This window comes from Myxococcus sp. CA005 (assembly GCF_006518205.1).
Lineage (GTDB): Bacteria > Myxococcota > Myxococcia > Myxococcales > Myxococcaceae > Myxococcus > Myxococcus xanthus.
This window is the reverse complement of sequence record NZ_SRLV01000100.1, coordinates 18,020-30,728: the sequence shown is the minus strand read 5'-3', so window position 1 is coordinate 30,728 and position 12,709 is coordinate 18,020. Positions and strand designations below refer to the sequence as shown.

The 12,709-nt window shown below is 70.1% G+C and carries 14 protein-coding genes; 7 read left to right on the top strand and 7 right to left on the bottom strand.

Annotated elements, in window-relative coordinates; all coding sequences use genetic code 11:
* Positions 1-29 precede the first annotated feature (29 nt).
* Positions 30-602, top strand: coding sequence for a nucleoside triphosphate pyrophosphatase (locus tag FMQ63_RS31545; protein ID WP_011552076.1), 573 nt, complete (start codon positions 30-32; stop codon positions 600-602).
* Positions 603-623: 21 nt separating this feature from the next.
* On the opposite strand, the gene FMQ63_RS31540 is transcribed toward FMQ63_RS31545, so the two are convergent.
* Positions 624-1,586, bottom strand: a complete 963-nt coding sequence (locus FMQ63_RS31540) for a hypothetical protein (RefSeq protein WP_020478535.1) — start codon at positions 1,584-1,586, stop codon at positions 624-626.
* 13 nt (positions 1,587-1,599) lie between these two features.
* Positions 1,600-2,544: a zinc ribbon domain-containing protein gene (locus FMQ63_RS31535; protein ID WP_225909865.1), complete on the bottom strand. Its 945-nt coding sequence runs from the start codon at positions 2,542-2,544 to the stop codon at positions 1,600-1,602.
* 527 nt (positions 2,545-3,071) lie between these two features.
* On the opposite strand from FMQ63_RS31535, the gene FMQ63_RS31530 reads away from it, so the two are divergent.
* Positions 3,072-3,314, top strand: a complete 243-nt coding sequence (locus FMQ63_RS31530) for a hypothetical protein (protein WP_043612925.1) — start codon at positions 3,072-3,074, stop codon at positions 3,312-3,314.
* 32 nt (positions 3,315-3,346) lie between these two features.
* On the opposite strand, the gene FMQ63_RS31525 is transcribed toward FMQ63_RS31530, so the two are convergent.
* Together FMQ63_RS31525 and FMQ63_RS31520 are read right to left on the bottom strand one after the other, a co-directional pair.
* Complete coding sequence (locus FMQ63_RS31525; RefSeq protein WP_011552072.1) at positions 3,347-3,598, bottom strand: hypothetical protein; 252 nt, start codon at positions 3,596-3,598, stop codon at positions 3,347-3,349.
* 162 nt (positions 3,599-3,760) lie between these two features.
* Positions 3,761-5,254 carry a PD40 domain-containing protein gene (locus tag FMQ63_RS31520; RefSeq protein WP_011552071.1) on the bottom strand — a complete coding sequence of 498 codons (1,494 nt, stop codon included), beginning with the start codon at positions 5,252-5,254 and terminating at the stop codon, positions 3,761-3,763.
* A gap of 120 nt (positions 5,255-5,374) precedes the next feature.
* On the opposite strand from FMQ63_RS31520, the gene FMQ63_RS31515 reads away from it, so the two are divergent.
* Together FMQ63_RS31515 and FMQ63_RS31510 are read left to right on the top strand one after the other, a co-directional pair.
* The gene (locus FMQ63_RS31515) at positions 5,375-6,172 is read left to right on the top strand and encodes a TatD family hydrolase (protein ID WP_011552070.1); all 798 of its coding nucleotides are present in this window, start codon (positions 5,375-5,377) and stop codon (positions 6,170-6,172) included.
* 28 nt (positions 6,173-6,200) lie between these two features.
* Positions 6,201-7,067: a ThiF family adenylyltransferase gene (locus tag FMQ63_RS31510; protein WP_011552069.1), complete on the top strand. Its 867-nt coding sequence runs from the start codon at positions 6,201-6,203 to the stop codon at positions 7,065-7,067.
* A gap of 4 nt (positions 7,068-7,071) precedes the next feature.
* Here the strand turns inward: FMQ63_RS31510 and FMQ63_RS31505 are convergent, their stop codons facing one another.
* Positions 7,072-8,055: a PD-(D/E)XK nuclease family protein gene (locus FMQ63_RS31505; protein WP_011552068.1), complete on the bottom strand. Its 984-nt coding sequence runs from the start codon at positions 8,053-8,055 to the stop codon at positions 7,072-7,074.
* A gap of 96 nt (positions 8,056-8,151) precedes the next feature.
* Between FMQ63_RS31505 and FMQ63_RS31500 the strand changes: the two genes are divergently transcribed.
* The 3 genes from FMQ63_RS31500 to FMQ63_RS31490 all read left to right on the top strand — a co-directional run bounded on the left by FMQ63_RS31500 (position 8,152) and on the right by FMQ63_RS31490 (position 10,531).
* Positions 8,152-8,979 (top strand): SDR family oxidoreductase, encoded by an 828-nt coding sequence (locus tag FMQ63_RS31500; RefSeq protein ID WP_011552067.1) that lies wholly within the window; start codon positions 8,152-8,154, stop codon positions 8,977-8,979.
* On the top strand, positions 8,976-10,148 hold the full coding sequence (gene mutY, locus FMQ63_RS31495) for an A/G-specific adenine glycosylase (RefSeq protein WP_011552066.1): 1,173 nt from the start codon (positions 8,976-8,978) through the stop codon (positions 10,146-10,148). The genes FMQ63_RS31500 and mutY overlap by 4 nt, the downstream gene beginning before the upstream one ends.
* 158 nt (positions 10,149-10,306) lie before the next feature.
* Positions 10,307-10,531: a DUF2934 domain-containing protein gene (locus FMQ63_RS31490; RefSeq protein ID WP_011552065.1), complete on the top strand. Its 225-nt coding sequence runs from the start codon at positions 10,307-10,309 to the stop codon at positions 10,529-10,531.
* 159 nt (positions 10,532-10,690) lie between these two features.
* Here the strand turns inward: FMQ63_RS31490 and FMQ63_RS31485 are convergent, their stop codons facing one another.
* Both FMQ63_RS31485 and FMQ63_RS31480 read right to left on the bottom strand, forming a co-directional pair.
* The gene (locus FMQ63_RS31485; protein WP_011552064.1) at positions 10,691-11,530 is read right to left on the bottom strand and encodes an FRG domain-containing protein; all 840 of its coding nucleotides are present in this window, start codon (positions 11,528-11,530) and stop codon (positions 10,691-10,693) included.
* 50 nt (positions 11,531-11,580) lie between these two features.
* The gene (locus tag FMQ63_RS31480) at positions 11,581-12,672 is read right to left on the bottom strand and encodes a hypothetical protein (protein WP_011552063.1); all 1,092 of its coding nucleotides are present in this window, start codon (positions 12,670-12,672) and stop codon (positions 11,581-11,583) included.
* Positions 12,673-12,709 lie beyond the last annotated feature (37 nt).

Genomic DNA, 12,709 nt, shown 5'->3' with positions numbered 1-12,709 from the left:
GCCCCGCCCTGCACTAGGTTGCCCGTCCCATGAGCGAATTGATTCTGGCCTCCACGTCGAGCGCCCGGCGGGCCCTGATGGATGGACTGAGGCTTCCCTACCGCGCCGAGGCCCCCGGCGTGGACGAGGTCGTCGCCCCACACCTGTCGGTGACGGAGGCCGTGCGGGAGCTCGCGTCACGCAAGGCCCGCGCGGTGCATCAGCGCCACCCGGAGGCCTGGGTGCTGGGCGCGGACCAGCTCGTCGAGGTGGCGGGCGAAGTCCTCTCCAAGCCCGTCGACCGGAACGCGGCGCGCGAGCAACTGCGCAAGCTGGTGGGCCACACCCACGCCATCCACACCGGGGTGTGCCTGGTGGGCCCCGGAGGCAAGGTGCTCGATGCAGTGGAGACGACCCGGCTGACCTTCTACCGGGTGAAGGAGGAGGAGCTGGAGCGCTACCTCGACCTGAACGAATGGGAGGGCTGCTGCGGCAGCTACCGCGTGGAGGACGCCGGACAGGCCCTGTTGGAGCGGCTCGACGGCGACCGCTCCAACGTTCAGGGCCTGCCCATGGTGACGGTGGTGCGACTGCTGCGGGAGGCGGGCTTCCGGTTCTTCTGAGCGCCGCTGACGCCCGCGCCGTCACGCGTCGGAGGACAGCTCCGCCAGAATCTCCGCGTAGGCGGCGCGCGCCTTGTCGGCCTGGTCCGCCTTGAAGCTCACCGCGGCCACCACCGGGTGCCCGCCGCCGCCGTAGCGTCCGGCGATGGCGGACAGGTCGTGCCGCCGCAGCTCCGGCTTCCACGGGTTGGAGCCGATGGACACCTTGGCCCGCGAGGCGCCCTTCCCCACCCACAGCGTGTAGCGCGCGTCCGGGTAGAGGGCATAGGCGATGAACTTGTTGAGGCTGTCCACGCCCTCGTCCACCAGGTCGAAGAAGACGACGCCGCGCTCGTAGCGCGCCCGGGCACGCACCAGCTCGATGTTCGACTGGTGGCGCGCCAGCAGCGGCGCCAACGGCGCGGCGATGAGCGGCGAGGTGGCGATGTCCGCCAGCGACTCGGACTGCATGCGGCGGATGACTTCCGGGATGAGGCTGGGGTCCTTGTTGGCCTCCAGCACCGTCATGATGCGCAGCGCGGGCTCCTCCAGCGCCACCGCCATCTGCGGCGAGGGGAACTGGGCCCCGTCGATGATTTCCGCCCAGTGGATGAGCTCCGCCAGGGGCGACGCATCCCAGCCGAAGCGCTCCCGGGCCACGTCCGCCAGGTACTTCGTGCAACTCTTGCGGTGCGCGTCGTGGAATTTGCGCCCGCTGGTGTCCGCGCGGAAGTGCGCCTCGTCTCCCGGCTGCTGGAAGGCGGAGGCGTGGTGGTCGAACCACCAGGTCAGCCGCGCGTCCTGGCTGTAGCGGAAGTCGACGATGACATTCTCCTCGCCGGAGAACACGGCCGGGTCGATGCCCTCGGCGCCCGGCTTGTGGTTCAGACCGAGGTACCGGAAGGCCGCGTCCGGACGGATGCGCTCCCGGTAGAAGCGGGAGAACACGGCCGCGCTCGCGGCGCCGTCGAAGCAGCTGTCGTGAAAGAGGACCTGGACGTTCATGGCGATGAGCCCCTTACTGCAATGCGAGTCCCGCGCCCACCGTCGTGAAGGCCGCCTCGTCCGCGCCGCCACTCGCCTGGGCGGCCACCACCACCAGCCCCACGAGCCGCCCGTCCGCCAGCACCCCGCACGCCAGCGTGCCTTCCGCGCCACCCGGCGTGCGCAGCGGATGCACGGTGGCCGCGCTCCCCAACGCCGGAGGCGCGGGAAGTGACAGCGCCTCCCCCAGCGCACCGCCCAGCGCCTGGAACAACCCCTTGCACCCCGCGGCCGCCGCCTTGCCCGTGCCGCGCTCCACCCAGAGCAGGCCGTAGCGTTCCTGCGCCGCGTCGCCGAAGCCCACGCCGCCGCCCTGCAGGGTGGACGCGGGCAGGACCAGGTGCGGTGCGAGCTGCTCGCGCGTCAACTGTCCCCACCCCGGGGGCAGCTCCAGCCGATACCCCAGCTCGCTGCCCACCAGGGACTGACGCACACCCGCGCCCGACGTCCCCGCGATGGGAAGCGCCAACAACCCCGCCGAAGCGACCGCCGCTCCCAGGCCCAAACCCAGCCCCAGGTAGCGCCGCATGGGCCCCGGCTCGCCCACCACCATGACCAAGGCGAGCACCCCGAGGATGAAGTAGGCCACGTGGACGGGGGCCAGCGGTGCCTCACGCGCCAGCCACCCCGTGGCCAGCAGTTGCACCACCACGCCCACCTGCGCCATCCCCTTCGCGGGGCCGCGGTTGAGCACCAGCACCAGCGCGAGCACCGCGCCCAGGCACACCAGGCCGTATGTCCACGCGGGGTCCTCCAGCGAGCCCAACAGGCCCGCGGCGCGGACGAACCAGGCCGCGGCGCTCGCCAGCAACACCCCCGCAGCAGGGCCCGGATGGGCGGACACCGCGCTGGTGACAAGGTCCCCGCCGAACACCGTGGCGTCGTCGTCCGCCTCCACCATGGGCCGGTCCAGCCGCATCCGGCCAACCTTCTTGTGGGACTGGAGATGGTCGAACGGCTCCCCACACGAGGGGCACGCACTGGCACCGCGCGGAATGGGGCTATGGCCGCAGTTCGGACAGAGAGTCTGGGGCATGCCCCCCGGCGTATACCGCACTGCCCGCGCCGCCCACGAGGCCGCGACATTTGCGTCAGGATGTTCTGGCTTTCCGCCGGGAAAGACGGACTTCTGCGGGAAGGCTTGACTCTGACATCGGGGTCAGATTGGACCTGGGTGCCAAGAATTGTAAGCCACGTGACGAAACGGGGCCGTTGAACGAAACGTCGAGATTGCGCTCGGAGTGAACGAAAACGCTCGATGAAACGATTCATACCCGGGCAGCACCGTGAACCCAGCGAGCCGACTGTCTGCTTAACCCCGCTTTCTGCCTGGGAAATGAGGGGCATTGTCCCACCGGACAGGTAGTCAGACGGCTGGCACCTCAACTGCATGTGTCAGACCCACGGTGTACTCACCCGCGTAGCACGGTGCGGTGGGAGGAACCCATGGGCAAGCGGACGACTCGTAGAAGTGGCGCGGTTCCCAGGCAGGGCCGGCGGGTGATGCCCGCGCTCCGGCGAACGGCTCAGCGGGCCCGGGCGGCAGCGGGCAAGGTCCACCTGACGGTGGGCGAGGTCATCGCGGCGGCCTTCGAGACCTCCGGCGGGGAGCTGGTGGATGTGCTGGCCCAGCTCACCTCGCCGCAGATGACCCGGGCGCTGGGGCGTCGCATCGTCGTGGAGGGCTGAGCCCTCCGCCCCTGTCCCGGCTGGCGTGGACGTCAGTCTCCCGCCATCAGGATGCCGGCGGAGTAGCGCTGCCGCGTGGGCTCTCCCGCGAGCAGCTTCTCGAAGTCTGCCGCGTTGTTCGGGTGTACCAGGAAGCTGCCGGAGCGTGTCTCCAGGCGCACAGGCGCGGCCAGCGACTGTGGCTCCTCGGCCGCGGTGCCACCACTGCCCTCGTCCAGGCGGTGAGCCGGCGCGGTGGCGCAGGCGGTGAAGAGCAGGAAGCCAGGAACAAGAGAGCGCCTCATGCGGGTCCTCCGGTGGACGGACCCAGGGGTGGGCCCGCGCGCCCCTCCCTATGCCGCATCTCGCGCGGAGACAAGGCGCCGCGCACCATCCCGGAAACGAAGAAAGCCCGCGTCCCCTGGGGAGACGCGGGCCTGGGACTTCACGCCGTCAACAGCCTGGGGCTACCGGGGCTGCCAGCGCGGACGGTGGTCATCGCCGCGCGACGTCTGGAGAGTGTAGCCCCCCAGCGGGTGGACGATGGGGTCACCTACCTTCGCGCCCGCCGCCGGATCAATCTGCTGGACGTAGAGCTGCCCCGTCTGGATGTAGGCCACGTAGTGGCCATCCGGAGAGAACGACGGGAGCGTGGCGCCCTCGGCGAAGCTGACCTCATCCCCCACCGGGGTGCCATCCGCCGGGTTGATGCGGCGCAGGAAAATGATGTTGCCCGGGTCGCCGGCACAGGGCGAGTCACCGGCGCCGCAGAGCTCCGGCTCCCCCGTGGTGGGGTTGAAGAAGTAGGCGCGCACGTACGCCACCCAGCTGCCATCCGGCGCCCAGGTGGGGTTGGCGATGTAGGAATCCACCGAGCCACCCTCGACGGCCGCCGTGGTGAACTCGGCAATCGTTTGCACGGCGGCGCCGCGCACGGGGACGATGTAGAGCGCGGCGTTCAGCCCCACCGGCCGCGTGTCATCCGGACGGAGGAACAGGAGCTGGTCATTGACGCGGTTGTAGTGCGGCTGCTCCGCCGTGGTGCCCGCGATGGCCAGCGGCGTGGGCGCGCCGCCCACGGTGGCCGTGGAGATGCCGACGGTGGCGGTGCTGAACGCGAACGTGTTGCCATTGCGCCAGGCCGGGGAGGAGCCCAACGCGGTGACCTGCTCCACCGTGCCGCCCTCGGCCGGGACGCGGGAGATGCCGGAGATGCTGTCGCCCGCGCGGCGCACGTACAGGAGAGAATCCCCCGGCTCCCACTCCAGGTAGAGGAAGCCCTCGGTGCTGCCCGTGGTGCCGTTGGCGAGCATCGTGGGCGCACCCGCCACCAGCGGCACGTCGCGCGCCACCAGCTCACCGGCCAGGTTCCCCGTCGAGGTGCCCGTCTCGGTGGCGCCCTGGACGAAGGCAATCCGGTTGCCGGCCGGGTTCCAGCGCGGGTAGAGGCTGTTCTCCTCGGCGTCTGACAGCCGCGTGGGCTCCGGCGCATCGAAGCGCGTCACCACCGCAGCCATTTCGTCGGTGTCGTCCATGGCCGTGAAGGCCACGTGCAGCGCCTGACACGTCATGGCCTCGGTCGTGCCCTCACAGCGCAGGCCCGCGGCACAGTCGGCGGACGACGTGCAAGCATCACCCTTGGCCCCCGTGCCGATGACGACCACGCCACCGCCGTCGGCCGTGCCCGCGTCCGTGCCGGCATCCTCTTCAGTGCCCGCGTCCTGTTCGGTGCCCGCGTCTCCCTCGGTGCCAGCGTCCTCTTCCGTCCCAGCGTCCCCCTCGGGCGGCCGCTGGACATCGCGCAGCTCACAGTTGCCCGAGCGGCACGTCCAATCCTTCCCCGCCGGAGGGGGCCCTTTGTCGCTGCGGCAGTCGAATACATCGACACACTCGTCACCGCACCCCGTCGACAGCACCAGCAGCACGCCACACAGCGCGCTGATAACGACACGCTTGGTCATGGAAACCCTCCGGAGGATAGAGGGCGCGTATACCGTCGGCCTTTCCGGGCGCGCGCACCCGGATGCGCAGGAGCACGCAGCGTGTTCCTGAATGAACGGCCCAAGGGAGCAGCCTGCTCGATGATAGACACCCACTGCCACCTGGATGCGTCCCGCTTCGACGCCGACAGGAATGAAGTCCTCTCGCGCGCCTGGGCCGCGGGCCTCCACGGCATCGTCATCCCTGGCGTGGGCCCGCATGACTGGGAGCCCTTGCTGGAGATGTCCCGCCAGGATGCCCGCCTCCAGGTGGGCCTGGGCATCCACCCGCAGCTCCTCCCCGACATGCCCCCGGCAGAGGACGACGCCGTGCTCGAGCACCTGGACGCGTTGCTCGCGAAGGGCGGCGCGGCGGCCGTGGGTGAGTGCGGATTGGATGGCCCCAGCCTCCCGGGCGCGCCGCTGGAACGGCAGGTGATGGTGCTGAAGCGGCACCTCGCGCTGGCGCGCAAGCACGGCCTGCCCGTGCTGATGCACTGCCACCGGCTGCACCCAGCCCTCATCGAACTACTGAAGGAGGAGCCCCTCCCCGAGGCCGGCCTGCTCATGCACAGCTACAGCGGCGGCGTGGAGTTGGCGCGCTTCTATCTCCAGAAGGGCTGCCACTTCTCCTTCGCGGGCCCCGTCACCTGGGCGGAGGCCCGCAAGCCCCTGGATGCGCTCCGGGCCATCCCCCTGGACCGGCTGATGGCGGAGACGGACGCCCCGGACCAGGCCCCCATGCCCCACCGGGGGACGCGCTCCGAGCCGGGCTACCTTCCCCGCATCCTGGAGGGCATGGCCCGCGTCCGGGGGGAGCCCGTCGAGGAGGTCGCCCGGCAGACGACCGAGAATGCCCGCCGCTTCTTCCGGGAAGCTTTCCCTGCACCTTCGCGGTAGGCGAGCGGTCGCGTTATAGAGGACCGCCATGAATCCGCAGCCGCTCCCCGCCCCTGCCCCTGAGACTCCGCCCACCGCCCCGGACTCGCTCGCCCGTCCCTTCAAGCTCTCCCGGCGCTTCGACCGGACCGGCCGCCTGCTGGGCGACTCCGCGATGGAGCGGCTGGCCAACGCGCGCGTGGTGGTGTTCGGCCTGGGCGGCGTGGGCAGCTTCGCGGCGGAGGGCCTGGTGCGCAGCGGCATTGGCCACCTGACGCTGGTGGACCATGACGACGTGTGCGTCACCAACACCAACCGCCAGCTCCACGCGACGGTGAAGGCCGTGGGCAAGCCCAAGGCGGAGCTGATGGCGCAGCGCTGCCAGGAAATCAATCCGGCGGCGAAGGTGGAGGCGGTGCGCGAGTTCTACCGCGCGGACGTGGCCGAGCAGATGCTCCAGCCGGGCCAGTACGACTTCGTCGTGGACGCCATCGACAACGTGAAGGCGAAGCTGCACCTGCTGCACCGCTGCGTGACGCTGGGCGTGCCGGTGGTCAGCTCCATGGGCGCCGCGGGCCGGTTGGACCCCACCGCCATCCGCGTGGAGGACCTGTCCGAGACGCACATGGACCCCTTCGCCAAGGACATCCGCAAGCTGCTCAAGCGCAAGTACGCGGTGGAGACGGACAAGCACACGGGAATCACCGCCGTGTACTCCATCGAAGCGCGGCGGCTGCCGGTGACGCTCCAGTACGACGACGCCACCGACGGCTTCCTGTGCGTGTGCCCGCAGGACAACGAGTTCCACACCTGCGACCACCGCACGCAGATTGACGGCAGCGTGGCCTTCGTCACGTCCTGCTTCGGGATGAACGCGGCGGGCGTGGTGGTGCGGCGGCTCGCGTCGGCGCGCTAGGCGCTCAGACCACCTGCTGCGGTTGGGGCGCTTCGGGCGCGGCGCCCTCGCGTCCGCAGGGACGGCGGAAGACGCACCGTGCGCAGGACGTCAGCGACTCCGTGGGCGGAAACGCGGACGCGTCCAGCGGCGTGTTGGTGGCCGCGTCCTTCAGCAGCGAGCGCATCTTCGCCACGCTCTGCTCGAAGTGCCGGTGGAAGGAGGCCATGGCCTCCGGGTCCACCGCGACGTCCTGCTCCTTGCCCTCGTTGAGGTACACGAGCGAGGCGCGCACCTTCTCCACCGGGAAGCGGTAGCGCTGGGCCACGTAGAGCGCGTAACCGAGCACCTGCTCGTCGTACCCGTCGCGCGACTTGCCCGTCTTCCAGTCCACCACCACCGGCGTTCCGTCCGCGTCCACGAAGGCGAAGTCGGGAATCGCGAAGACCTTGAGGCCGTCCAGCGTGAAGTGGGCGAAGTCGAAGCCCGCGTCCACCTCCAGCCACTGCTCGGGCTTGAGGCTGTGCGCCAGGTCCTTCCAGCGCGAGGAGAAGAACCACGACAGCGCGGAGCGCACCGTCTCCCAGTTCTGCTTCCACGCCTCGTCCGGCACCGCTTCGGCGTACTCGTGCTCCACCAGGCCGGTGAACTGCTTGCGGTACTTCTGTGACCAGTAGTTCTTCGAGCGCGAGTGCCGGAAGTCGTCCTGCATCAGCTTGCGCGTGCGCGCCTCCACCGCCGCCGGGTCCACCTCGCGGCCCGCGCGCCAGTCCAACAGCACGTCCTTGATGCTCTCGTGCACCACGCTGCCGGCCCACGTGTAGCGGTTGCCCAGCTTCTTCAGCACGTAGAGCTCGCGTACGTCCTTGGGCGCGCTCGCCTCCCAGCCGCCCCAGGAGCGGTAGTAGTAGAGGTAGTACGCGCGAAGGCACTCGGAGAACTTCTCGTGGCGGCTCTTGGACCAGGAGAAGTCGTTGCTGAGAGGGGGGCGCCGCATGAAGGCGCGCATCCTAGGCGTTCGCCCGCTCCACCAGAAGGGGAACAGGCGGGGAAACAGGCCCCCGCTGGTTGCTGAAAGACAGTCCCCTCATGCAACCGGGAAGGTATGGTGCGCGCTGGCATGAAGACCCAACCCTTCAAGGGCCGGGTGGTCCTCATCACGGGGGCTTCCGGAGGCATTGGCAGGACGGCGGCGAGGGCCTACGCGGCCGCGGGCGCGGATGTCGTCCTGGCCGCGCGCCGGCTCCCCGAGCTCGAGGACGCGGCCCGTGAAGTGGCGTCACTGGGCGTGAGGGCACTGCCGGTGCGGTGCGACGTCACGGTGGGCGACGACGTGACGCGGCTGGTGCGCGAGACGGACGCCGCCTTCGGTGGGCTGGATGTGCTCGTCAACAACGCGGGCCAAGGTCTCTACGGACCGCTGGAGGGCGTTGGGGAGGAGCAACTCCGGCAGGTCTTCGAGCTGAACGTCTTCAGCCTGTGGCGGATGACGCGCGAGGCACTGCCGCTGCTGCGCAAGCGGCGTGGCGCTCAGGTGGTCAACGTCAGCTCCGTGCTGGGCCACCGGGGACTGCCGCTGCTGGGCGGCTACTGCGCGTCCAAGGCCGCGGTGAATGCGATGACGGAGTCGCTGCGCGCGGAGCTGGCCGCCGAGGGCATCCGGGTACTGCTCGTGTCGCCTGGCTTCACCGAAAGCGACTTCCGGGAGAACCGCCTTCATGCGGAGGGCTGGCGACAGGACGCCATTCCGCTGAAGGCCATGTCCGCGGAAGAAGTCGCCGACGCAATGGTTCGTGCGAGCCGGAGTGGACGGCGCGACACCGTGCTCACGCTGCCCGGCCGGGTGATGGTGGTGGCCAACCGGTGGGTGCCTTCCCTGTTCGACCGTGTCGCCCGCCGCATGGCGCTTGCTTCGAAGAAGAAGGACGCATGAGCTCCCCGTCCAAGGCAGCACCCGCACGGAAGCCCCGCGCCGGGCGTCCCCCTTCCGCGCCGCTCGCGGCCACTGTCACACCCGCGCAGGCGCACCTGGCCAGCGTGCGTGGGCCGCTGCTGGACTGGTACGACCGGAACAAGCGCGACCTGCCCTGGCGCCGCACTCGGGATTCGTATGCCATCTGGCTGAGCGAAGTCATGCTCCAGCAGACCCAGGTGTCGACGGTGATTCCCTACTGGGAGCGGTTCCTCGCGCGATTCCCCACGGCGCGCGCGTTGGCCTCGGCGCCGCTGGATGACGTGCTCGCGGGCTGGAAGGGACTGGGCTACTACAGCCGCGCCCGCAACCTGCACCGCGCCGCACAGGAAGTCGTCGCGCGCTTCGGCGGCACCCTGCCCTCCACCGCCGCCGAGCTGCTCGAACTGCCCGGCTTCGGCCGCTACACCGCGGGCGCGGTCGCCTCCATCGCCTTTGGCGAAGAAGCGCCGCTGGTGGACGGCAACGTCGCGCGCGTCTTCTCTCGCATCTTCGAGGTCGAAGGCCTTCCAGGAGACCGCCAGCGAGAGGCCACACTGTGGGCACTCGCCACCGCACTGGTGAAGGGCGAGCGGCCCGGTGACTTCAACCAGGCCCTCATGGAGCACGGCGCAACCACATGCCGGCCAGAGAACCCGCTTTGCCTGCTGTGCCCCGTGCGCGGAGCCTGCGTCGCCTTCCGCAAGGGCCGCGTGGACGAGCTGCCCCCCGCCAAGGTGCGCGCCACGCCCAAGAAGCTGACGCTGGCCGTCGCCGTGTGGCCCCATGCCGGCACCCTCCTCTTCGCCCGCCGCGCGGACGCCGGGCTCTTCGGGGGCCTGTGGGAGCTGCCGGCCGCCGAAATCGCCGACGACGCACCGGACAGCGAAGCCCGTGCCCGGCTCTCCGCCGCGCTGGGCGTCGACGTGACCCTGGAAGGCGCGCTGGGCACCGTGAAGCGGCAGCTCACCCACCGAGACCTCTCGCTTCGGCTGCTGCGCGTCTCCGGCCCTCGCCGGCCCGCGAGCACGCCCGCCTTCCAGGAGCTTCGCTGGTGCGCCCCTGATGACGCGGAGAAGCTCGGCATGAGCACCGCGATGCAGCGAGCGCTCGACATCGCGCTGGGAGCGGGCGTGCTGCCAGGCGGCTGAAGGCCTCTACGTCGGCCCTACATACGCCACCTGTCCGTCGCTCGACACAGAGGCAGTCCTCCTGTCGCACTGACAACCCCGGCCCCCCGCCTGCCGGTTCCTTTCAGCATCGACGCGCCCCAATCTCCGCGGACTCTTTCCACCGGAGGAATCCGAGCATGGCACGCCACACCGCCAACAAGCAGACGGGGCCGTCTTCAAGCAAGCCGCCTGCCCCCTCGGCCCAAACCAGGCCACGGGCTCCGGAGTCGCGCCCCGGCCCCACCAACGAGCAGATTGCCCGCCGGGCCTACGAAGTCTTCCTGGCCCGGGGCGGTACGCACGGCAACTCCGAGCAGGACTGGTTCCAGGCCGAGCGCGAGCTTCGGCTCGGCCGTCAGTGACAATCCGCTGACGCCCGGGCGCGCCGTCGCTGAGCGCGGGACGGAAGCACCCGGGATGACGGCCGCGTTTTCATCCGCCGGCAGTCGCGGCCAGGGCCGTGGATTCAGCGCTGCGGGTCACGGCCCAGGCCGAGCACCGTGGAGGGCCGCCAGGCCCACTCACCTCGTCACGCGCCGCCGCTTGCGCACCGGGGGAGCGTCCGAGGCGTGCGCGGGGGCACGTGGGCCGTAGTAGCGCCGCAGCCAGCGGCTGAGCCCGTCGAAGCCAGGGAAAAGCACGCGCTCGGTGATGTTGCTCTGGTCCAGCTTGTCGCGCACCTCCCACTTGAGCGCGGCGGGGATGATGAGCTTGCGCACACCATCCACCTGGGCTTCGAGGAAGGTGTCCAGGCGAAGCTCGGGCCCGTTCATCACCGAGAAGAGCGCGAACTGATTCACGATGCGGGCGTCCAGCGACGGTGGCTCCAGGAAGAGCACGAACGGGTGCTTCGCGAGGTGGTCGAAGGTCGAAAGGTCCGACGCCGTCGTGGCCAGCATCTCCCCCGTGAAGACATCCGCGCCTTCTCGCTGGAGCAGCGTCTTCAACCGCCTGGGAAGGTGACGATTCGTCTGGCGGTAGTCCACACACCACACCATGCCGTCCTCTCCATACCGCTCCGGGTTCTCGGTGAGGAAGTGGAGCGCCACATAGGGGCTGAAGGTCCAATCCAGCATCCGCGTGGGCAGCCCATGATGCTGGGCCAGGGCGAGCCAGTCCCAGACGGACTCCACGGGCTGCGGGCTGTAGCTCCGCGCGTACTTCCGGAAGGCCCTCAGCAGGTCCTTCTCCTTGCGCACGAACAGCCCCTTGCGATTGAGCGCCGTGGACAGGTCGTTGGTCACCTGGGGCATGCCACGGAAGACAAAGGTGGACCGGTGACGCCCCAACACCTCGCTCCACGACCCGGCGAAGAGCGCGTCCTGCAGCTCCAACCATGTCCCGATACGCTGTTCCAACATGGCCCAGAACCCCCGCGACACAATAAGCATCGCGGCGGGGCCGGGGCCGCTCAGTGGGGATTCACGGTATCAACGGAGGGACGCTCGGCGGAGAGCGCGCTCCGGAGCCGCCGCTGCGCCACCTTGAGCTCCTCCAGGATGCGCTCCGCGTCGATGACCGAGCGCATCGCCAGCCCGCAGGCAGGCGTCAGCACCACCGTGGACACCACCTGCGCGAAGGTGAAGCCGGCGGGCAGCGCCGCCTTCAGCGTGGCCTCCACCGAGTCCACCAGCTCTCCCACCTCGTAGGTGGACGCCAGGTCCGTGGGGATGATGCCCAGGCTCAGCGTCGCGCCCGCGGCGAGGAAGCGCTCCAGCGCGGCCCCCGCCTCCACCATCGCGTCCAGTGACAGCCGCACGTCCAGGGAGAGCAGGTCCGGCTGGACGTCCAGCAGCGCGGCCCAGTCCGTGTTGCCGCAGCAGTGCAGCCCCACCAGCGCGCCTTCGCGCTGCAAGGCCACCACCAGCAACTTCAGCTCCTGCATGGCAATCAGGTGCCGGGGATTCGTGCGCTGGAGCGCGTAGAGCCCAGGCTCATCCAGATAGAACAGCGGCGTGGTGCCCGCGCGGCGCAGCGCCTTCACCATGGCCAGTGAGCGCGCCAGGGACAGCCGGTACATCGCTTCATCCAGGCCCGGCACCTCCAGCGCGGGCTGTCCGTCGGTGGTGCGCGCCACCGAGCGCACCGTGAAGGGCCCCGCGAGCTGCGCCTTCGCGAAGGCCAGCTTCCGCGCCTCCACTTCCCACAGGAAGGGCCGCCAGGCCCGGCACGCCTCGGGCGAGGGCTCGAAGGCCTCGAACTGGCCGGACTGAAACGCCGCCTCCAGCCGCGCCTCGAAGGCAGCGCGCCCCGCCTGCCAGGCCGCGAGGTCTACCGTGCACAGACCTTCCTCATCGAAGGCCAGGCCCGGCAGCCCCTCCAGGGCCGCGGGAATCATCAACTCCGAGGGCTTGCCCACTGGCAACTGCGGCAGGAACGGAATGTCCAGGGCCAGCGCGGCCTGGAGTCCCAGCTCCACTTGCGTGTGCGGCAAGCTCCCGATTCCGGTGGTGGCGCAGGCAGGCAGCAACTGGACGGCTCGGCGGATGTTCGGCGCGCTCATGGCGCGGACTCTATCCCCTCCCCGGCCTTCCAGTGTG